The sequence below is a fragment of the Rhodopseudomonas boonkerdii genome (assembly GCF_021184025.1).
GTDB classification, from domain to species: domain Bacteria; phylum Pseudomonadota; class Alphaproteobacteria; order Rhizobiales; family Xanthobacteraceae; genus Tardiphaga; species Tardiphaga boonkerdii.
In genome coordinates, this window is the sequence record NZ_CP036537.1 from 1,027,130 (window position 1) to 1,048,466 (window position 21,337).

The window sequence follows — 21,337 nt, forward strand, 5'->3', positions numbered from 1 at the left end:
CCCGGTCGGGGAGAGATATGGGGCGTCCGGGGGGATGTCAACGGCGGCAAGGTGTCAAGGATTTCATGATTTTGACAGAGTTTTCGCGTTGCCAAAATGGGTAGTTTGGGAGACTGTCCGCCGTCCCAAACAGGCACCCTACAGATTGAGGAATTCCCGATGTTCAACGTTTCGCCCGCCCAGAAGCCGGGCAAGCGCCCCGGCCTGATCCTGGCCTCTCTCACCGGCGCTGTTGCGGTGGCGTTCCTGTCCAGTTTCCCGGTTTACGCGCAAGACGCCAATCCGGTTCTGGCCAAGGTCAATGGCCAGGAAATCCGCCAGAGCGACGTCGCCATCGCGGAAGAAGAGCTCGGGCCGAGCCTCGCCCAGATGGACCCGGCGACCCGCAAGGACAACGTGCTGTCGTTCCTGATCGACATGAAGATCGTCGCCAAGGCGGCCGAGGACAAGAAGGTCGCCGACCGCGACGACTTCAAGGCCAAGCTGGCTTTCGCCCGCAACCGCCTGCTGATGGACAGCCTGCTCGGCACCGAAGGCAAGGAAGCGTTGACCGATGCCAATATGAAGAAGGTCTATGACGACGCTGCCAAGCAGATTTCCGGCGAGCAGGAGGTTCATGCCCGCCACATCCTGGTGGAGACCGAGGACGAGGCCAAGAAGATCGCCGAGGAACTGAAGAAGGGCGCCAACTTTGCCGAACTGGCGAAGAAGTCGTCGAAGGATCCGGGCGCGGCCGATGGTGGCGATCTCGGCTTCTTCACCAAGGACCAGATGGTGCCGGAATTCTCCAAGGTCGCCTTTGAGCTGGAGCCGGGCAAGATTTCGGACCCGGTGAAGTCGCAGTTCGGCTGGCACATCATCAAGGTCGAGGAAAAGCGCAACCGTCAGGCGCCGAGCTTCGATCAGGTGAAGCCGCAGATCGAGCAGTATGTCGTCCGCAAGGCGCAGGCGGATTATGTCACCAAATTGCGCGAGGGCGCGAAGGTGGAGCGTCTCGATCAGGCTGCTGCGAAGCCGGCGGAAGCCGCTCCGGCCGCAAAGGATGCACCGAAGCCGTCCGACAACAAGATGGCGCCTCCTGCAAAGAAGTAAGCACGACGCTAGCTGCTGAAACGCGAAAGCCCGCCGAAAGGCGGGCTTTTGTTATGTGTGTGAATGACTAAGGCCGCCTGCAGCCATCCTTCGAGACGCCGCTACGCGGCTCCTCAGGATGAGGGACGGAGAATCGAGATCCTGAGCTGAACGGGCATTATTCCGAACAAAAGCAGCCGAAAACCACCTCGACTGCTTTATGAGTCGACTCTTAGGATGAGGACTGAGGATGGCTCTGTAGAAGATCCTCATGGTGAGGAGCCCGCGAAGCGGGCGTCTCGAACCATGCAGGCCGAGCACTATCCTCTTTGCGCTTCGCCAAATCCTCTAGCCCTGCCCTTGCGGGGAGGGAGAAGAAAGATCAGCCAATCTTCCTGCCGATATCCAGAAACTTCTGCCGGCGCTGCTGACGCAAAGCTGTGCTGTCCATGCCGTTCAGTTCCTTGAGTGCCTGCGCGATCGCATCGCCGGTCGTCGCGATCATGGCTGCGGGATCGCGATGGGCACCGCCGGGCGGCTCCTTGAGCACCATGTCGATCACGCCGAAGCGAAGCAGGTCCTGCGCGGTGATCTTCATGTTGGTCGCGGCTTCCTGCGCCTTCGATGAATCGCGCCACAGGATCGAGGACGCCGCTTCCGGCGAGATCACGCTGTAGATCGCGTGTTCCAGCATCAGCACCTTGTTAGCGGTGGCGATGGCGATGGCGCCGCCTGAGCCGCCTTCACCGATGATGACGGCGATATTGGGCACGCCGAGCGCGAGGCAGGCATCGGTGGAGCGCGCGATGGCTTCCGCCTGCCCGCGCTCTTCCGCGCCGATGCCGGGATAAGCGCCGGCGGTGTCCACCAGCGACAACACCGGAATGCCGAAACGGTCGGCCATCTCCATCAGGCGAACGGCCTTGCGATAACCTTCGGGGCGGGCCATGCCGAAATTGTGCTTGAGGCGGGTTTCGGTGGTCGAGCCTTTTTCCTGACCGAGCACGCAGACGCTCTCGCCGCGGAAACGGCCGAAGCCTGCGATCAGCGCTTCGTCCTCGCCGAATTTGCGGTCGCCGGCGAGCGGGGTGAATTCAGTGACCAGCGAGTCGATGTAGTTGACACAATGTGGACGCTGCGGATGGCGCGCGACCTGGGTCTTCTGCCACGGCGTCAGGTTCGCATAGAGCTCGTGCAGCGCGGCGACTGCCTTGTCCTCGATACGGACGATCTCCTCGCCGATATCGCTGCCACCGGCGGCGAGCACGCGCAGTTCGTCGATCTTGGAATCAAGCTCGGCAACCGGCTTTTCGAAGTCGAGGTAGCTGCGCATGGGGTCGGACATTCGTTCAATATGGGGAGATCGGGCGGCAGGCAAAACTGCGGTGGCAGGCTTTTCGGGTGAAACAGTGGCCGGAGTCAAGCCGAGAAGGTTTCTTTTAGTTGATAAATCAAAGGGTTGATTTTTGGTTGCCGTGCGACGCATTGCGCCGGCACCACCACCAGATGGCGCCGCCGAGGACAATCGCAAGCACCAAGACGACCAAGACGCTGTAATGCCTGGCCTTGTGCTCGAGGCCGGCGAGCCCGCCAAAATGTTCGAGCGCGGAGACGGCGAAGGCGGCCGGCAGCACATGCGCGGGCGCCCAGATCAGTGCGGCGGGGATGTTTACCGGAGCGAATTTTGCTGGCGCCATGCCGAGCGCGCCGGCGGTGACCGGCACGAAAGCGCGGATCGGCGGCACGAAACGGGCAAGGAACACCGCCCAGACACCGAAACGATCGAAGAAGGTTTCGCTCTGCGCAACGACGCCGGGATAGTTCTTCAGCGGCCAAGCCTGCAACAATGCGCGCTGCCGCACATGTCCGGCCCAGTACGCACCGCCATCGCCGAGGACAGCTCCGAGGACCGCCGCTGCCAGCACGCCGGCAAGGCTGAGGTCACCCGCCGGGATCAGGGCCGAGAGGGCCAGGATCAGCGTCGTACCGGGGATGAAGGTGCCGAGCACCGGGATCGCCTCCAGCAGCGCGGCCAGGAATACGGTGAGATAGCCGAGCCAGGCATGGGCACCGACGAATTGTGTGATGGTGTCGATGATGTGGTGCACGAAAGTCCGATCTGGCCGGGTGGCCAAGGATTACCTCAATGAATGGCAGCTACTTTAGCATCGCCCAATTCGCAGGGCAGGGCTCCAAAAACCGTCATTACAACCTATCTATATGATTACATTTTGGAACTTTGCCGTTCGCTTTGACGTCCCCTTGGGCTTTGTCCGGCCGCGGCTCTCTGCTACGTTCCGCAAAGCACCCCATCCGTAGCCAAACTGAAAGACTGGTTTCGGCATTCCCGGGACCACGGAGGATCGATGACCGCCGCCATGACCAAAGCGCAAGACCAGCAGGAAGCGTTGACCGGCATTCCCGACATCAAAGTGTCGGTGCGCAAGGTATTCGGTATCGATTCCGACCTCGAAGTGCCTGCCTTCTCCTATGGCGATCCGCATGTGCCGGATGCCGATCCCGATTACCGCTTCGACCGCGCCACGACCCTCGCGATTCTCGCCGGCTTCGCCCGCAATCGCCGCGTGATGGTCACCGGTTTCCACGGTACCGGCAAGTCGACCCATATCGAGCAGGTCGCGGCTCGCCTGAACTGGCCCTGCGTGCGCGTCAATCTCGACAGCCACATCAGCCGTATCGACCTCGTCGGCAAGGATTCCATCGTCGTCCGCGACGGCAAGCAGGTCACGGAGTTCCGCGACGGCATTTTGCCTTGGGCGCTGCAGCACAATGTCGCGCTGGTGTTCGACGAATACGACGCCGGCCGTCCGGACGTGATGTTCGTGATCCAGCGCGTGCTGGAAGTCGCCGGCCGCCTGACGCTGCTGGACCAGAACAAGGTCATTAAGCCGCACCCGGCCTTCCGCCTGTTCGCGACCGCGAACACGGTCGGTCTCGGCGATACGTCAGGTCTCTATCACGGCACCCAGCAGATCAATCAGGGCCAGATGGACCGCTGGTCGATCGTCACCACGTTGAACTATCTCGCTCACGACGAGGAAGTGAAGATCGTGCTGGCGAAGGCCAAGCACTATCAAACCGCCGAGGGCAAGGACATCGTCAACAAGATGGTGCGCCTCGCCGACCTCACGCGCAACGCCTTCGCCAATGGCGATCTCTCCACGGTGATGAGCCCGCGTACGGTGATCACCTGGGCCGAGAACTCCGACATCTTCGGCGATATCGGCTTTGCCTTCCGTGTGACCTTCCTCAACAAGTGCGACGAACTCGAGCGTCCTTTGGTCGCCGAATTCTATCAGCGCTGCTTCAATGCCGAGCTGCCGGAAAGCTCGGTGAACGTGGCGCTGACCTGAGGCCGATTAGATGGAAGTCCAGATCGAGACAACATACGGCGCGACGAAGAAGTTCGTCGCCGCCGGTCTCGGGGACTTCAATCGATCACATCAGACCGTCAGTCCGCTGAAATCATTCGCGGTGACCGTGAAAGAGAAAGACGTCGCCCGCGGCGGCTTGGTTACTGAAGGGGTCGGGACATGGATGATCGTCACGCTGTTGTGGGTCGAGGATGGATACCGGGCACGCGGGTTCGGTTCGTCCCTGCTACAGGCTGCGGAAACCGAAGCAAGGCGAAGAGGTGCGACAGGTCTATTGGTCGATACCTATTCGTTTCAAGCGCCAGCTTTCTATAAGAAGCACGGATATCTGGCGTATGGACAAGTCGACGACTTTCCCGAACCGGGAATGACGTGGTTCCGATTCAAGAAGGCGTTGTGATGTCGTCGCCCAACATTAAGTTCAGGACTGGAGCCAAGGAAGCGCCGACAGAGCCGTTCAAGCGCTCGGTGGCCTCCGCATTGCGCGCGATCGCCAGGACGCCGGAGCTGGAAGTCACGTTCGCGGCCGAGAAGCCCGGCCTCGCGCCCGGCAAGGCGCGGTTGCCGGAGCCGGCGCGCAAGCTGAGCAAGCGCGATGCCGCCATCGTGCGCGGTCATGCCGACTCGATCGCGCTGAAGCTCGCCTGCCACGATCCGAAGGTGCACCGCAAGCTGATGCCCGGCAATCCGCAGGCGCGTTCGGTGTTCGAGGCCGTCGAGCAGGCGCGCGTCGAGGCGATCGGCTCGCGCCGCATGGCCGGCGTCGCCAAGAATCTCGGCGCCATGCTGGAAGATCACTTTCACCGCGGAAAATTCGACGAGATCACCGACCGTGCCGATGCGCCGCTGGCCGATGCGCTCGCGATGCTGGTGCGGGAGCGCCTGACGGGCCTTGCGCCGCCTGCCGCAGCGAGGAAAGTCGTCGATCTCTGGCGTCCGATCCTCGAAGAGAAGATCGGCGCGCGCCTCGATCAGCTCGAAAGCCTCACCGAGAATCAGGCCCGGTTCGGCGATGCCATTCACAGCCTGCTCTCCGATCTCGATCTCGGCGATGACCGTGACGCCCAGCCCGATGACGAGGAGAGCGATGACGACGAGCGTCAGGGCGAGAACAATCAGGACGGCGCCGAAGGCTCGCCGGAAAGCGACGCCGCGCAGGAGATGAGCGCGGACCAGGCGCAGCAGTCGTCGGACGAGATGACTGACAGCGCCATGGAGAGCGCGCAGGCCTCCGCCTCGGACACGTTCGACGAAGACGGTGAGATGGGCGACGACGAGACGCCCGGCGAAGCGACGCGTCCGAATTCGCGCAACCAGAACGAACGCCTCGGTCCCGAATATCACGCCTTCGCGCCGAAATATGACGAAATCATCGCCGCCGAAGACCTGTGCGATCACGACGAGCTGGAGCGTCTGCGCGCCTATCTCGACAAGCAGCTCGCGCATCTGCAGGGCGTCGTCGCGCGCCTTGCCAACCGGCTGCAGCGCAAGCTGATGGCGCAGCAGAACCGCGCCTGGGATTTCGACCTCGAGGAAGGTATCCTCGACCCCGCGCGGTTGTCTCGCGTGGTCACCGATCCGTTCTCGCCGCTGTCATTCATGCACGAGAAGGAAGCGACGTTCCGCGATACGGTCGTCACGCTGCTGCTCGACAATTCCGGCTCGATGCGCGGCCGCCCGATCACCGTCGCTGCCACCTGCGCCGATATCCTCGCGCGCACGCTGGAGCGTTGCGGCGTCAAGGTCGAAATTCTCGGCTTCACCACGCGGGCGTGGAAGGGCGGGCAATCGCGCGAGGCGTGGCTGGCGGCCGGCAAGCCGGCCAATCCCGGCCGCCTCAACGATCTCCGCCACATCATCTACAAATCCGCCGACGCCCCCTGGCGCCGTGCGCGCAAGAATCTCGGCCTGATGATGCGCGAAGGGCTCCTGAAGGAGAACATCGACGGCGAGGCGCTCGATTGGGCGCATAAGCGCCTGCTCGGCCGTCCCGAACAGCGCAAGATCCTGATGATGATCTCCGACGGCGCACCGGTGGACGACTCCACGCTGTCGGTGAATCCCGGCAATTATCTGGAGCGTCACCTCCGCCACATCATCGAGGAGATCGAGACCCGCTCGCCGGTCGAACTGATCGCCATCGGCATCGGCCATGACGTCACGCGCTATTATCGTCGCGCCGTGACCATCGTGGATGCCGAAGAACTCGGCGGCGCCATCACCGAGAAGCTCGCCGAACTTTTCAGCGAGACGAATGGGCCCGCGCCAAGCCACGGCCGGCGGCGAAGGGCGAACTGAGGTCATGTACTCCGCCCTCATCCTGAGGAGCCGCGAAGCGGCGTCTCGAAGGATGGCCGAGCACTCCATTCATGGTTCGAGACGCGCGCTTTGCGCGCTCCTCACCATGAGGGTGGTGGGCGTGGCAAAGTAGTTCATCATCATGCTCACCCGCCGCTCCATGCTCGCCTCGCTCGCCGCCACCGCGGCGCTGCCGGCGATGGGGCGCGCGCAACCGGTCCCCGTTCCGGCGCCGGCTTCCGCCAAAGCGGCGGAAAAGATCTCCGTCGATGCCCGCCCGGTGCCGGCCTTCGACACCCGCGATCCGTCGCGCACCCGTTTCGGTTCGCTGCAATATCGCAGCGGCCTCGTGCTCACGTCGTCCTATCGCGACTTCGGCGGCATTTCCGCGTTGCGGCTCGACGACAAGGGTGAACGCTTTGTCGCGCTCAGCGACAAGGGCATGTGGTTCACTGGCAAGATTACTTATGGCGGCGCCATCATGACAGGCCTCGTCGATGTGGAAGCCGCGCCGATTCTGGGCGCCGACGGCAAACCGCTCGAAGCACGCGGCTGGTATGATAGCGAAGCCCTCGCCCTCGAGGACGGTATCGCCTATGTCGGCTTCGAGCGGGTGCATCAGATCGTGAAGTTCGATTTCGCGCGCGATGGCGTCTATGCGCGCGGCGAGCCAATCCCGCAGCCGATCGGCATGCGCAGGTTGCCGGACAACAAGAGTCTGGAATCGCTGGTTCTGGTGTCGAGGGAGAAGTTCAAGTCTTCGCCGCTGGCCGGCATGTTGCTGGCGATCTCCGAGCGCGGCCTCGATAGCGCCGGCAACATTCAGTGCTGGATCATCGGCGGCAAGGCGCCGGCGACATTCGGCATTCGCCGCACGCTGAAATACGACATCAGCGACGCCGCCCAGCTGCCGTCCGGCGATCTGCTGTTGCTGGAGCGCAAATTCTCGCTGTTCGGCGACACCGGCATTCGCATTCGCCGCATTCCGCTGGCCGCGGTGGTGCCCAACGCCGTGCTCGACGGCGCGACCATTCTCGAAGCGGATCTCGGCTATGAGATCGACAATTTCGAAGGCATCGACACCCACGAGACCGAGCATGGTGAGACGGTCATCACGCTGATCTCCGACAACAACTTCTCGATGCTCCAGCGAACGCTGCTGATGCAGTTCACGCTCATTGAATAGCACTCATCCGCTCTAAGGCGGAGTTCACGCCGCGGCGCCTTCTTGCGGTGTTCCGCGCGCCAGCAGTTCCCGCACCTCCGCTGCCGGTACAGGCTTGCTGAACAGATAACCCTGCATCTCCGTGCAGCCGAGCGCGCGCAGCAATTCCTTCTGCGGCAGGGTCTCAACGCCTTCCGCCGTGGTCGTCATCTGCTGCGAGGCCGCAATGTTCACCACTGCCTGCACGATCGAGGACGAGCCATGGGCGTCGGCGATATCGGTGACGAAGCAGCGGTCGATCTTGATCTTGTCGAACGGGAAACGCTGCAGATAGCTGAGGCTCGAATAGCCCGTGCCGAAATCGTCGAGCGCGATGCGAACGCCGATGTCGCGCAGGTCGTGCATGATTCCGAGTGCGATCTCGTCATCGCGGATCAGCACCGCTTCGGTGATCTCGAGTTCGAGCCGCCGCGCCGGCAATCCGGACGCGACGAGCGCCGCCGCCACCTTCAGCGGCAGCGATCCGCCGCGGAACTGTGCCGGCGAGACGTTGATCGCGATGCGAACTTCGTCCGGCCAGTGGGTGGCCTCCTGGCACGCGGTCGAAAGTACCCATTCGCCGAGCTGGCTGATGACACCGATGTCCTCGGCCACCGGAATGAAGTCGGCTGGCGAGATCATGCCGCGCTCCGGGTGCCGCCAGCGCAACAGAGCCTCGCAGCCGACCACGGCGTCGTCGCGCAGGTTCAGCAGAGGCTGGTAAAACACCTCGAAGCCGCCGGCCGCGAAGCCGCCATCGGTCGCCGCCTGCCGCAGGTCGAACTCCAGCATCCGCCGTGCCTTGGCCCTGGCGTCCATCTGCGGTTCGAAGAAACGGAAGGTGCGGCGGCCCTCTGCCTTGGCGCCGTACATCGCGAGGTCAGCGTTCTTCAGAAGTTCATCCAGATCGGTGCCGTCGCGCGGCGCCATGGCGATGCCGATCGAGGCGTCGGTGAGCAGGCGATGGCCGAGACATTCATGCGGCTCGCGGATCGCCGCATAGATGCGGGTCAGGAGGTCGGTGATGTCGCTGTGGGTGCTGATGTCGGTCTGTACGATGGCGAACTCGTCTCCGCCGAGACGGGCCACCACATCGGAGCCGCGCACGCATAGCCGCAGCCGGCGCGCGATTTCCTTCAGCAGCTCGTCGCCCACGGGATGCCCGAGCGAGTCGTTGATGCTCTTGAATTCGTCGATGTCGATATAGAGCACGGCGCATTGCGCGCCGCGGCCGACGCGCGTCAGCTCGCGCTCCAGCTCGGTGCGAAACAGCGTGCGGTTGGGCAGATCTGTGAGCGCATCGTAATGGGCGAGATGTGCAATGCGTTCGTCGGCAGCACGCCGCTCGGTAATGTCTTCGTGCGTCGCCACCCAGCCGCCATCGGCCACCGGCTGCGACAGGATCTGGATCGAGCGGCCGTCGGCGGTCTGCATGAATTGTGTGTGGGAGCGACCGTTATCGCGCATCACGGCGTCGATATAGTCATCGACGTTGCCGGCGAAGGAACCGGTGTCCTTGCGATGCTGGATTACGCCGCGGAAGGAAAGGCCGGGGACGATGATATCCGGCGACAGGCCGTACATATCGAGATAACGCTGATTGCAGACGACGACGCGGGCATCGGCGTCGAACAGCAGCAGGCCTTGCGTCATGTTGTTGATGGCTGTCGCCAGCCGGTTCTTTTCGAGCGTCAGTTCGCGCTGCGCGTTCTCGCTCTGCCGGCGGATGTGCCGGATGATGAGGAACAGAAAGCCGGTCAGCAGCAGGGTCGCGGCCACTGCGAGAAGGACAAGGAACTTGGTCTGGTTACGCCAGTCCGCCAGCACGCCATCGACGGACGATGTGGCGATCAGCGCGATGGGAAATTCCTTCAGCAACCGGATCGTGCCGAGGCGATCGGTGTTGTCGATCGGACTGACGGTACGGATCGTCGCCGGCTCGTTGCTCTGGCGCAGATGTTCGAGCAGGGGACTGCCACTGAACACACGTCCGATGGCGTCCTGCTTCTGCGGGTAGCGCGCCAGCAGCGTGCCGTCGCGATGAAACATGGCGACAGTGGAATTTTCGCCCAGCGACACCGAGGCGAAGAACTTTTCCAGGTAGATGGGCTCGATGCCACGCGTGATCACGCCGAAGAATTCACCTCGGGGGCCGTTGATGCGGCGCGCGAAAACCGTTTTCCATTTTCCGCTAAGCCGGCTGAACACCGGCCGTACGATCTCTTCGTCGCGGAAGTTCTGCGCCTTGATGATGTTGAAATAGTCCCGGTCGGCCATGTTGATGTCCGGCGCCGGCCATGAGCCTGACCAGTTGATCAGGCGCCCCGATGCATCGATCAATGTCAGCTCGCCGGCGAATTCGTCGTCGAGCTTTGACTTCAGCATCAGATGCGCTTCGAAGCCGCTCAGCGCGTGAGCGAAGCTCTGCGGCGTCATGATGCCGTCGGTCATCAGTTGTGCGCGCAAACCTTTCTGGATGCGCTGCAGTTCCTGAAACTGCTGGTCGAAATGGTGTTGCAGCAGCAAGGCCGTGTTTTCGAGTTCGCGTTTGCTGTTGTCGAGGGCGCGCTTGCGGAAGTTGTTCACGGTCATGGCCGTGCCAATGATGATGGCGATGATGATCATCGCGCCCACCAGGATGAGCCAGCGTACCACGCCGCGCCGCGGTATGGCGCCACGAACGCCAGGCACGAACGGTGCGATGTGCCCGTTTTCCCTCACCTGTCCTTCAAACTGCAAACGCATGTCCTCGCCTCTGTGAGGATATGGATACCCTCACAGAGGTAGAAGCGAGGTTAGTAAGTCAGGTGAATATGGAGTTAATTGCAACCAGAAAGTGGTATTGAGTTATGCGGCGAGGCTGTTTCGTGCGCTCGGCGGATAGGTCTGGTTGCGGCCGAGCGATTTGGCGGCATAGAGCGCCGTGTCGGCCTTGTTGATGAGTTCCATCATCGATGTCTGTGCCGACGGCACCAGACAGGCAGCGCCGACGCTGATGGTGGTTGGTGCCATGCCCTCGCGCTCGATGCTGCCGACCTCGTTGCGGATGCGTTCACCGAGTTCGATCGCCTCCGCCAGCGACAGGCCGGGCAGGATCAGTGCGAACTCCTCGCCGCCATAGCGCGCCGCGCAGTCGCTGGCGCGCTTACCATGGCGGGCGATGCTCCAGGCGATGCCGCACAGAACGAGGTCGCCTGCCTGGTGGCCATAATGATCGTTGAAGTCCTTGAAATGGTCGGCATCGATCATCAGCAGCGAGATCGGCTGCTGCGCGCGCATGGCGCGCTGCCACTCGCGTTCGATCACGATATCGAAGCGGCGGCGATTGGCGAGGCCGGTGAGGCCGTCGGTCATTGCGAGGCGTGCCATCTCGGCTTCCATGGTGGCTCGTTTCTTCATCTCGCTGGCCAGCACCAGAATCAGGATACAGGCGATCAGGCCGAGCGCACCCATGGCGCCGGCAATCTGCTGCGCTTCCTTGTGCCATTGTCCGAAGATCACCGCCGTGGAGCGGCCCACCATCACGATCAGCGGATGTGAGCTGTCGCGCCAGACATAGAGGCGCTGGACACCATCCTGGGCGGTTTCGCCGAGATGGCTGCCGGTGAAGGCCGCAAGCGCGCGCTGCACCGCGGGCAATCGGCTGAGATCGCGGCCGATGAGGTTCTGGTCGAAGGGGGCGCGCATGATCAGCACGCCGTCCTGCCGCAGCACCGAGATCATGTCACCGGTCTCGAGCTGCAACCGGCTCGCGATCTCATTGAAGTAATTATAGTCGATGAAACCGGTGACGACGCCGATGAGCTGACCGTCACGGGCCGCGATGCGGCGGCTCAGCACGATGCCGTAAACGCCGTTGTGCAGCATCGGGCGGGAGATATAGAGGCCGAACAGCGGGTCGCGCTGGTGCGTGGTGAAGAATTCGTCGCCGGCAAAATTCTGCTGTTTCGGATCGAGCGTCGATGAATCGAGCGTGACATTGCCGCCCGCATCCAGCACCTGGATCGCGCCGAAATGACGTGCCGTGGCGGCATAGTCGAACAGCACCATCTGCCGCACGCTGCGCGAGACTTCCATCAATTCCGGCGACGTCATGTTGGCGGCGACATTGCGCATCGACATGTCGTAGAGTTCGAGATTGCGCGCGATCTCGGCGTCGATGGAGGAGGCGAGATTGCCGAGGGTCTGCTGCGCCAGCTTCTCGTCGCCACGGCGCATGCTGAACAGCACGCTGGCGCAGATCAGTGAAAAGCCGATCACGATCGTCGCTGCCGCGGCTACGAGCCAGCGCGGGGAGAGTCGCCATGTCGGTTTGATGTCGTTGCGGGAAATCATCGTCGGGCAAAGGTATGTTGTTGCAATTGTGGTACCCTTTAGCACCCGACGATGTAATTATTTGAAGCTTCCGCGACGTTTCAGCAGCTTGTCCTGCCAATTTACCACCGGCGGTTAACGCTGGGTGAAGGCCCCATGCGCGATTGGATGCATGACGGACGGCTGACAGCCGGGGCGTCAGCTTGCCGCCATCAGCGGCGCACAGCCGTTGCCGCAGGCCAGGTCGGCGGCGAGCCTCGCCACCGCGTCGGGCGACGTATGCCGGGGCAGGGCAACGAACTGCCTGCTTCGGGCATCGCCGTCGAGCACATCGATCTCCGCGGGTTCCTGCGGCCCGAACACGCCCGGCGCGATGGCATGGACGCGGATGTTGCGGCCGCCGAGTGCGCGGGCGAGGCCGAGGGTCAGCGCGTCGATGGCCATTTCCGGCACAGCCTGGGGCGCAAGCTCGCAGCGGGCGAGCGAGGTGAGATTGATGATCGCGCCGCCGTCATTGCCAAACAGGCGGATCGCCTCCTGGCACATCAGCATGGCGCCGAACAGATTGATCTCGTCGCGCCGGCGGTCGTCGCCGGTCCACTCCGCCGCGCTGCGTGCATCGTTCACCAGAATGTCCAGCCGCCCGAAGGTGGCGGCGGTTTCCTCGAACAGCCGGCGCACATCCGGCCAGAACGCGACGTCGCCCTGCACGGCCATCGCACAGCCGCCCCGCCAGATGATGTCAGCGACCAGGCGCGAGGCGCTGTCCGCGTCGTCCTTGTGGCTGATCACCACGCAGGCACCCTCGGCGGCAAGCCGGCGGGCGACCGCGGCACCGATGCCGCTCCCTGCCTGCGTGACGAGCGCAACCTTTCCTGCCAATCGTGTCATGGCATGATCCCTGTCTTGCTGTCGCACGCGCACATCCCGGAAAAGGAGAGCGGTGGCGTGCGGAATGTCGATGAGAGAGAAGAGGTGGCGTCACCGCGATCCGGGGGCCCTCGGGCAACCCGGCGATCACCGGTCTGGCGCAACTCCCTTATCGCAGATCGCGGCGCTGCAGCGTTAGCGCGATCCTGCCGATGTCATGCACGATCCTGCAAATGTGATCGCCGTGCCATTCCCCTGCCGTGGCCCCGTTGCTAGATGCGACACGGCCCAAAAGGCCAGCACCATGAGGGGTTTGCAGATGACTGATCGGATCGCCGAATTCCGCGACATCATTGCCCGGAACGCCAGCGCGGATATGACGACCCCGATCCGCGGCCTCTATCTGAAGCAGCAGACCGCCCCCACCGAGCTCACCCACACCGCCCAGTCGCCGATGTTCGGTCTCGTGGTGCAGGGCCGCAAGCGGCTGCAATTCGGCAGCGAGACTCATGAATACGGCGTCGGCGACTATCTCCTGGTCTCGCTCGATCTGCCGGTCTCGTCCTGCATCGTCGATGCCACGGAAGACGAGCCGCATCTCGGCATGGGCCTGATCATCGATCCGCGCCAGCTCCATGACGTGCTCGGCCGCTTCGGGAACGGTTTTGCCGATGCGCAGGCCGCCGTCCCCGCGCGCGGCGTCGTGGTCGCCAAGGCGTCCGACGACCTGCTCGATGCCGCCCTGCGTCTGGTCCGCCTGCTCGATCGCCCGCAGGACATTGCCGTGATGGCGCCGCTGCTCGAACAGGAGGTGCTGTACCGCCTGCTGGTCGGCCCCTATGGCGCCCGCCTGCGCCAGATCGCTCTGGCCGAGAGCCCGAGCAACAAGGTCGCCAAGGCGATTGCGTGGTTGCGGGAAAATTACACGCGCCAGCTCCGCATCGAGGATCTCGCCGACAGCGTCGGCATGAGCGAGAGCTCGCTGCATCATAATTTCAAGACCATCACGGCGATGACGCCGATGCAGTATCAGAAGCAGCTCCGCCTGCACGAAGCGCGCCGCCTGATGCTGGTGGAGCGCCTCGATGTCGGCTCGGCCGGCTATGCGGTGGGCTATCAGAGCCCGTCGCAATTCTCCCGCGAATATGCCCGCCTCTATGGCGCGTCCCCCCTGCGCGATCTCGGCCCGCGCAGCGGCCTCGCCGTGTCCGAACAGCGCGCCGCGGAATAGCAGCGACGCTGTTCTAGAGCAAATTCACTTTGAGATGAATCAGAAGCTTACACTCCGCCCTCATCCTGAGGAGCGGTCGTTTTCGACCGCGTCTCGAAGGATGGCCTCACGCGTAGAAGCTGAACATCTCATGGTTCGAGACGCGCGCCAAGCGGCGCGCTCCTCACCATGAGGGTAGTGGATCGCTTCAATATAAAAACGCTCTAACCTCTCCCCGCTTGCGGGGAGAGGTCGTCCGGCGTAGCGAAGCGGAGCCGGGCGGGTGAGGGGATTCTCCACATGCTCCGCGCCCGCGGAGAGTCCCCCTCACCCAGCCTCTCCCCGCAAGCGGGGAGAGGAGCGCCCTCGCGCCCAAGCAACAACATCAGGGAAACCCCATGATCTCGGCAGTGATCTTCGATTTCGGCGGCGTCATCACCTCGTCGCCGTTCGAGGCATTTGCGCATTACGAGCAGACCCACAATCTTCCGAAGGACATCATCCGCCGCACCAATGCGCTGAACCATCACGAGAACGCCTGGGCGAAATTCGAGCGCGCCGAGCTCGATATCGACGCCTTCGACACGCTGTTCGCCGACGAGTCCAAAGCCCTCGGCGCCGAGGTGCGCGGCCGCGAGGTGGTGAAGCTGCTCAAGGGCGAGATCCGCCCCGAAATGGTGGAAGCGCTCCGCCGCATCAAGCAGAGTTTCAAGACCGGCTGCATCACCAACAACCTCCCTGCGAACGCGATGGGCTCCACCGATGGTCGCGCGCTCTATGTGGCGGAGGTGATGGTGCTGTTCGATCACGTCATCGAAAGCGCGAAGATCGGCCTGCGCAAGCCCGATCCGCGCATCTACACGATGATGACGGAGAAGCTGGGCGTCGATCCCAAAACCTGCGTCTATCTCGACGACCTCGGCGTCAACCTCAAGCCCGCCCGCGATCTCGGCATGCGCACCATCAAGGTGACGGGTGCGGCGCAGGCGCTGGCCGAACTGGAAGCCGCCACGGGATTGAAGCTGACCTGAACCCAGAGGCTTCGCCAGATGTGTCCCCTCTCCCGCAAGCGCAGGGCCATCGCATATGGCGTTTGAGAGATGCAGATAGTGCTCGGCCTGCATGGTTCGAGACGCCCGCTTCGCGGGCTCCTCACCATGAGGGTCTTCTATCACAACATACTCTGCCCTTATCCTGAGGAGCGGCCACTTGGCCGCGTCTCGAAGGATGGCCGCAGGATGCTTCTCGCGATTCATATGTGATAGCTCTGCCGGCTCAAGCGAAGCTTCGCTTCGCACCGGCGGGCAGGGGACAAAAAAGCGACGCGCCTCCCGGCGCGCCGCTTCCATCCTCATCCTCACCCGTCTCAGATGATCGAGCGGTCCACATTGCGCACCTCGCCGGTGCGCGCATCCACATCGACCTGGATCCACTTGCCATAGGCGTCGCGGCCCTCGATCTCCCATTCATCCCCATCGAAATGGGTGTTCTTCACCTGCACCACGCCGATGCGATAGGCGACCTGGATCGCCTGTTCGACGGTGAGCGGACCGACCGGCATCACCGGCACGGCGACAGCCGCGCGCGGCGCGCGGGGCACATAGACATCGGCCGCCATGGCCGGCACCGCGGTGACGAGGGCGCCCACAGCCAGCATCGGCAGCACGGCTTTTCGCAGGGTCTGTTGCATCGGAAATCTCCTCATGAATTCGCATCTCGCCTTCGCCGGCACGGCGAAGCGCACCGCCCACAGCAGCGCTCCGGAAATACGAACGCGAGCGGCGGCAGGGGAGTTCCGCAGGGAAATGGGGCGATTTGATGCGGGAAAAGCGGCGACATCGCTAGGATCGGCTTGTCCGATCAAGTTTTCAGTACCGTTCAAATGAAACGCGGTGTTCTCGATGTCTTCCAATTTCTACGATCAATTACGCTTCTAAGATCGATTGATCGTTCATCATCTCGAGAGAAGCGAGTGTTAATCAAAGATACTGGGGATTGAGAGATTCGTTCGAGTTCTTCGATGAACTTGATTGTATCTTCGCTCAACTGTTCAAAACGTCGAGCATTCTGATTTTCGACGTCAATATAGTCCGCAAATGTGAGGACAATATCAGTAGGCGCGTTGAGAACGCATGCTTTTCGAAACTGATCCCATTCGAACCAGCCGACACGGCGAGGGCGCTTGGTTGTCGATGTGATTTCTTGCTCGGTTACGATATCGGGATCGAGGTGGGCTTGCTCCGCGACCTCCTTAAAAGATATTTCGTGTTTTAGGGTACCTGACGTTTCCCCAGGAGTGTCCGGATTCCCGACACGGATGGGTTGCGGTCGAACGACCATTAGGATGCGACGAACACGAGCGGGAGAGATACCTGCTTCAGCCAAGCAGCCCGCAACGTTAGTGTCGCGCGATGTCACGTACGGGTGTTCGCCGTGAAAAATGCTTAGGCCGCTGCCTTGTGTCCCCTCCAGTAGAATCGAGTTTCCGCTTTGATAGGCCTTCTCTAGGTTTGCGACGATCGAACCTCGGAACGGCTCGGTTGTGCCAACATAAGGCTCAAGTTCAGGAATGTCTTTCGCAAGACGAATCTCACCTGGCTTGCGGCCGAGAATTCGTCTTGCCATTGCGGCGCCACTCCCGCGTCCGGTCGATGCAATCTTTTTCTTTAGAGAAGCCTCAGCTTGAATATCGAAGTCTTCAATAATCATAGCTTGAGGATCAATAAAGAGACGATCCGGCGTGATTTTGCAGTCTTTGATTTCTTCAAGGAGGTCTGGAACGCGAATAGTCATGCCCGGACCAAGTAGTAGTACGGCGTCTGTGTCGCGACTTCCTGAAGGAAGTTGATGGTACGTGTAGATGCCCGATTCGCTGGAAACAGTATGGCCAGCATTCGGTCCTCCGACGCGTACAAGGACATCGTAGTTACGAGCGAGGTAGGCGGCAACGTGACCCTTCCCCTCACTTCCGTACATTCCTCCAACTATAACATCGACGCACCTGGTGTCCGAAGGGGCGTAGAGACCGAGGCGCGCGGCAACGCGGACAAGTGTATCTTTGCCGTCGGTCCTTTGAGTATTTATTCTAACATCAGCGTCTCTTTTAAATTGCTCGATGTCCTTTTCGTTCTTAATCAAGTCCGCATTTGAGTAGTTTTCGTTGGAGCCCTGAGGTCGCCTTTGGTTTTTTTCCTCGAAGCGCCTTTCGAGTTCTGCCTTCGGTGCGTAGAGATGGGCATGAACCACCACGAAGTCTCGTTGGGTCCGAAAGAACTCGAGTTGGCTTCCGGTTCGTATGCTATCAACAATTATTGGGCGGTTGGCAGGCAGCAAGTTCACTTGACGTAAAACGTGCTCAAAGACCCATCTGCTATTTGTTTCAGCATCAAGGCAATCGCCGAGCGTCTGAAGCGATACGCGGTCATTTGGAAGTCGCCGATGGTCTGCAATTTCTCTCAGAATGTCGCTTGTTCTTATGCTGTGAAACGCGAACTCTTCTTTTAGGCGGCGTGCCAGGTCCGATTTTCCAGTACAAATATGGCCGCTTATAAGAACTACTTGACGCATCAAACTCCCCCAGCATTCCAGTTTTTTATGATCTCAGTCGCCGTCTTCTCGGGAGGCGTTTGGCTGACATCAAAAATAAAGTCCGCAATCTCGATGAGGCTGCGAGATGCAATTTCATTAGGATGGATCCTTGCTAGTCCGTAAGGTGTTGCGCCGGAATATTCTCCGCCCGTATCGGACCGCTTTTCGTACCTTTGCTTCAAGATAGATTCTGGCGCCGTGAGGTGAACGTGCAGCGTTTCTTTTTTGTAAGCGTTCTTGAAGTGAAGTACTTGTCGATGTTTTCGAACGCTATCAAATAGCCAAAAGTCTTGTTGTTGATTCTTTTCAAATATCTTTGCGGCGATGTCGTCGATCAGCCAGCGATAGTCAGTTGCAGCGTCGAGTTCGTCGCCAAGAACCTGTAGGTCAGCTCTGCTCGATCCTATACCTTTGGATTCCGCTAGTTCTTTTAAGTATCCACCTGAACGGATTGATAGAAAGCCGTGTTGCTCAATAAGGTTAGCCGCGATCGCGGACTTTCCTGCCGCGATTGGGCCACTTATGAGCAATAGCCGCTTCATTTGAATTTATCGAACTCAAGGCCGTTTCCGCGCCATGAAGGGTCGGCTAGCGCCTGCGCGATGAAATCGGCGACAGACTTGCTGTGCAAGTCGCTTCGAGGATAGTTGCTCGGAGGGTGTGTTAAGTCGACACTCCAGGGCGAGCCTAGTTGCGTTAGGATGTTTTTTGTGACCTTGAAGTCCTCATCTGAGTAGCTGATGATTTTCGTGTTAGTAGGCAAAAGTAAATCGTCGTGAATTAGAACCTCGATCATCGTCCGAGCGTTGAGAGGGTGGCTGAGCATTGTCGTCTTTTCGTTGATCGTTCGGGCGATCGGAATCTCATGGCCTTCGTAGTACTTACCATTTCGGGTGCTTTCGTCATGGCCTGGCATGTTTCCCCGGCGAAGTTTGCGCGTCATGGCAACATTGAAGCGACAGAGACTGTGATCGACGGCGTCGACGGCGGCCACAGGTATGCTGATCGCGATATGTGGAAATCCTGCCGCGAGCTTTGCTTTAAGAATTCTGGGTTCTAGATCGAGAGTTAAGTGGGCGTAATCGCCAAAGCCCCGGACAACGTCCTGTCCATTTGACATAGAGCGATAGTGAGTTTTCGGAAAACCCGCTGCAGCAAGCGAGGGTTTGCGCATAAGCGAGTTGGAGCGAGCAATAAAAGGTAGATAATGCAGAGGCGCGTAGTGACGGACGTCCTCGATTCCTTGGTCAGAAAGCGTTCCCATAAAGCAACTACTCCTTATGCATCCTAGAGTAGCACGAGGGAATCTGTCCTGTCAGCGTTCTCAGAAACAAAAACGGCCGGATCTCGCGATCCGGCCGTTTTGTTAGTTCTGATACGAAGCTGCGTCCTTACGACGCGCCGTCCTTCAGCCCAGGCGGCTCACGCCGCCCAAAAACCTCAGGCAGCCTTGGCTTCGGCCTGCTTCTTCTCGATGGCGCGCTTGAGCAGCACGGCCTTGGCGGAGAGCTCGCTCTCCTTCGCCGCGATCAGGTACGCGTCGAAACCACCGCGGTGGTCCACCGACTTCACGGCATTGGCGGAGACGCGCAGGCGCACGCCGCGGCCGAGCGCGTCGGAAATGAAGGTCACGTTGACCAGGTTCGGCAGAAACCGGCGCTTGGTCTTGATGTTCGAATGGCTCACCTTGTGGCCGACCTGCGGGCCCTTCAGTGTCAGTTCACAACGCCGGGACATGGCGAAAATCCTCTGTCATCCCCGCCTGCGACCATCAGGCCGGGCAGGGGTTCAAAAATCACGTCCATTTCAGGAACCGCGGACGTATAGGGTTTGGAGCTGCTGGCGTCAAGACGAGTCACGGAAATGACATGCCATTTAAGGACTTGGTATCTCAGGATTTGGCATGTCAGGACGTGCGACAAGACCCGGCCCGCCGTGCAAGGGGCCGCGCTGGCAACGCCGGCTCTATAACCGGTCCCGGCCGCATTGACCACAGGGAACTGCGCCCCATCCGCCGCTCACATGTTGGAAAGCGCGAAAGTTCCCATCATATAAAGGACGTATTCCGGCCGGACACCACATCCGGCACCGCGATGTGCTTTCCCAATGACGCAGGGCGCCGCGGTTTGCGCATGATCCCGAAAAGCGGTCGACCGGTTTTCGGACAAGATCGTGTGCGAAGAGAGACATAACCCATGAGGTGAGACGAGACGTGCGCTGGCTTGACCTCCCTGGCTCCAATCGCTCCCGAAAGCCGACCCTGACGCCGCGCGCGCGCCTGCTGGTGGCGGGCGCCGTGGCCGGTTTCATGGCGGCGGGCAGCGCGCAGCCGGTGTTCGCGCAGGGCAAGGTGGAAGCGAAGTATGAAGCCAGCCTCGCCGGCATTCCGGTGGGCAAGGGCACCTGGGCCATCGACATTGCCGAGGATCAGTACAGCGCGGCGGCGACCGGCGGGACCGCGGGTCTGCTGAAGGCGTTTTCCGGCGGCTCCGGTTTCGGCCAGGCGCAGGGCCGGGTGGTCGCGGGCCAGCTGTCGCCCACCAATTATTCCGCCACCACCACCTCGGCGCGGAAGTCCGAAGCGATCAAGATGCTGATCGCGCTGGGCTATGTGAAGGAATACTCCATCGAGCCGGAGCCGCCGGACGATCCCGAGCGCATCAAGGTCACCGATGCGCATCGCCGCAACGTGATCGATCCCATGACCGGCGCGCTGCTGCGCGTGAACGGCACCGGCGACTTGCTGGCGCCGGACAGCTGCCGCACCGGCACGTCGATCTTCGACGGCCGCATGCGCTATGACATCAAGCTCGACTACAAGCGGATGGAGCAGGTGAAGGCCGAGAAGGGCTATCACGGTCCGGCCATCGTCTGCGCCGTCTATTTCACGCCCATCGCCGGCTATGTGCCCGACCGCGCCGCCATCAAATATCTCGCCGCCCAGCGCGGCATGGAGGCGTGGCTGGTTCCCGTCGCCGGCACCCGCGTGCTGGTGCCCTATCGCGTGACGATCCCGACCCCGCTCGGCCAGGCCATGCTGGAAGCGACGGAATTCGTGACCACGGCGACGCCGGCCAGGGCGGCGGCGAAGACGAATTAGCGCGCAAAGGCGCTGCCTCTGTATTGCCGCAAGAGATGCGGCCCCTATGTGGGAAAAACCGGGTTCTCGACGGCCAATGTCCCGCGGCAAACCAGCGGCGGCTGCGGCAGACCGGCGGCAGTCTTGCGGCATCGCAGCGGCACCGGAGCGCAGTTGACTCTTTTGCCAATCGGAGTCCGCCGGACTCCGCGCTGACGCCATGAATCCACAGGCCTTGTTGCCCTGTCACAAACTTGATCTAGTGAGGAATTAGGGCGCTCGCCGCGACATCTTGGGGATGAACGGAC

18 protein-coding genes are annotated in these 21,337 nt (G+C 61.4%); 8 read left to right on the forward strand and 10 right to left on the reverse strand.

The window, feature by feature from the left end; translation table 11 throughout:
* Window positions 1-159: 159 nt before the first annotated feature.
* Window positions 160-1,092 (forward strand): peptidylprolyl isomerase, encoded by a 933-nt coding sequence (locus tag E0H22_RS04770; RefSeq protein ID WP_233024509.1) that lies wholly within the window; start codon window positions 160-162, stop codon window positions 1,090-1,092.
* 361 nt (window positions 1,093-1,453) lie between these two features.
* Here E0H22_RS04770 and E0H22_RS04775 read toward each other — a convergent pair whose 3' ends face one another.
* Entirely contained in the window at window positions 1,454-2,416 is a 963-nt protein-coding gene (locus E0H22_RS04775) for an acetyl-CoA carboxylase carboxyltransferase subunit alpha (protein ID WP_233024510.1), read from the reverse strand.
* A 106-nt stretch (window positions 2,417-2,522) separates the two neighbouring features.
* Window positions 2,523-3,179 carry a DedA family protein gene (locus tag E0H22_RS04780; RefSeq protein WP_233026136.1) on the reverse strand — a complete coding sequence of 219 codons (657 nt, stop codon included), beginning with the start codon at window positions 3,177-3,179 and terminating at the stop codon, window positions 2,523-2,525.
* Between the two features lie 258 nt (window positions 3,180-3,437).
* Here E0H22_RS04780 and cobS point away from each other — a divergent pair, with 258 nt between their 5' ends.
* The 4 genes from cobS (at window position 3,438) to E0H22_RS04800 (ending at window position 7,950) form a co-directional block, all read left to right on the forward strand.
* Window positions 3,438-4,445 (forward strand): cobaltochelatase subunit CobS, encoded by a 1,008-nt coding sequence (gene cobS / locus E0H22_RS04785; protein WP_233024511.1) that lies wholly within the window; start codon window positions 3,438-3,440, stop codon window positions 4,443-4,445.
* Between the two features lie 10 nt (window positions 4,446-4,455).
* The gene (locus E0H22_RS04790) at window positions 4,456-4,866 is read left to right on the forward strand and encodes a GNAT family N-acetyltransferase (RefSeq protein WP_233024512.1); all 411 of its coding nucleotides are present in this window, start codon (window positions 4,456-4,458) and stop codon (window positions 4,864-4,866) included.
* Window positions 4,866-6,764, forward strand: a complete 1,899-nt coding sequence (gene cobT / locus E0H22_RS04795) for a cobaltochelatase subunit CobT (RefSeq protein WP_233024513.1) — start codon at window positions 4,866-4,868, stop codon at window positions 6,762-6,764. The genes E0H22_RS04790 and cobT overlap by 1 nt, the downstream gene beginning before the upstream one ends.
* 142 nt (window positions 6,765-6,906) lie before the next feature.
* Window positions 6,907-7,950 carry an esterase-like activity of phytase family protein gene (locus E0H22_RS04800; protein ID WP_430715213.1) on the forward strand — a complete coding sequence of 348 codons (1,044 nt, stop codon included), beginning with the start codon at window positions 6,907-6,909 and terminating at the stop codon, window positions 7,948-7,950.
* A 24-nt stretch (window positions 7,951-7,974) separates the two neighbouring features.
* Here E0H22_RS04800 and E0H22_RS04805 read toward each other — a convergent pair whose 3' ends face one another.
* The 3 genes from E0H22_RS04805 to E0H22_RS04815 form a co-directional block, all read right to left on the reverse strand.
* The gene (locus E0H22_RS04805) at window positions 7,975-10,713 is read right to left on the reverse strand and encodes a bifunctional diguanylate cyclase/phosphodiesterase (protein ID WP_233024514.1); all 2,739 of its coding nucleotides are present in this window, start codon (window positions 10,711-10,713) and stop codon (window positions 7,975-7,977) included.
* Between the two features lie 102 nt (window positions 10,714-10,815).
* On the reverse strand, window positions 10,816-12,228 hold the full coding sequence (locus E0H22_RS04810) for a GGDEF domain-containing protein (protein ID WP_233024515.1): 1,413 nt from the start codon (window positions 12,226-12,228) through the stop codon (window positions 10,816-10,818).
* A gap of 252 nt (window positions 12,229-12,480) precedes the next feature.
* Complete coding sequence (locus tag E0H22_RS04815) at window positions 12,481-13,173, reverse strand: SDR family NAD(P)-dependent oxidoreductase (protein WP_233024516.1); 693 nt, start codon at window positions 13,171-13,173, stop codon at window positions 12,481-12,483.
* A 298-nt stretch (window positions 13,174-13,471) separates the two neighbouring features.
* Here E0H22_RS04815 and E0H22_RS04820 point away from each other — a divergent pair, with 298 nt between their 5' ends.
* The gene (locus tag E0H22_RS04820; protein WP_233024517.1) at window positions 13,472-14,383 is read left to right on the forward strand and encodes an AraC family transcriptional regulator; all 912 of its coding nucleotides are present in this window, start codon (window positions 13,472-13,474) and stop codon (window positions 14,381-14,383) included.
* Window positions 14,384-14,760: 377 nt separating this feature from the next.
* Window positions 14,761-15,393, forward strand: coding sequence for an HAD-IA family hydrolase (locus E0H22_RS04825; RefSeq protein ID WP_233024518.1), 633 nt, complete (start codon window positions 14,761-14,763; stop codon window positions 15,391-15,393).
* A 335-nt stretch (window positions 15,394-15,728) separates the two neighbouring features.
* Here the strand turns inward: E0H22_RS04825 and E0H22_RS04830 are convergent, their stop codons facing one another.
* The 5 genes from E0H22_RS04830 to rpmB form a co-directional block, all read right to left on the reverse strand.
* On the reverse strand, window positions 15,729-16,052 hold the full coding sequence (locus E0H22_RS04830) for a PepSY domain-containing protein (RefSeq protein WP_233024519.1): 324 nt from the start codon (window positions 16,050-16,052) through the stop codon (window positions 15,729-15,731).
* Between the two features lie 188 nt (window positions 16,053-16,240).
* The gene (locus tag E0H22_RS04835; RefSeq protein WP_233024520.1) at window positions 16,241-17,929 is read right to left on the reverse strand and encodes an adenylosuccinate synthetase; all 1,689 of its coding nucleotides are present in this window, start codon (window positions 17,927-17,929) and stop codon (window positions 16,241-16,243) included.
* Window positions 17,929-18,492 carry an AAA family ATPase gene (locus E0H22_RS04840; protein ID WP_233024521.1) on the reverse strand — a complete coding sequence of 188 codons (564 nt, stop codon included), beginning with the start codon at window positions 18,490-18,492 and terminating at the stop codon, window positions 17,929-17,931. Before E0H22_RS04840 ends, E0H22_RS04835 begins: the two co-directional genes overlap by 1 nt.
* Complete coding sequence (locus tag E0H22_RS04845; RefSeq protein ID WP_233024522.1) at window positions 18,489-19,214, reverse strand: hypothetical protein; 726 nt, start codon at window positions 19,212-19,214, stop codon at window positions 18,489-18,491. The genes E0H22_RS04840 and E0H22_RS04845 overlap by 4 nt, the downstream gene beginning before the upstream one ends.
* A 176-nt stretch (window positions 19,215-19,390) precedes the next feature.
* The gene (rpmB, locus tag E0H22_RS04850) at window positions 19,391-19,687 is read right to left on the reverse strand and encodes a 50S ribosomal protein L28 (RefSeq protein ID WP_233024523.1); all 297 of its coding nucleotides are present in this window, start codon (window positions 19,685-19,687) and stop codon (window positions 19,391-19,393) included.
* Window positions 19,688-20,258: 571 nt separating this feature from the next.
* Between rpmB and E0H22_RS04855 the strand changes: the two genes are divergently transcribed.
* Window positions 20,259-21,050 (forward strand): DUF3108 domain-containing protein, encoded by a 792-nt coding sequence (locus E0H22_RS04855; RefSeq protein WP_233026140.1) that lies wholly within the window; start codon window positions 20,259-20,261, stop codon window positions 21,048-21,050.
* The last annotated feature ends 287 nt before the right edge of the window (window positions 21,051-21,337 follow it).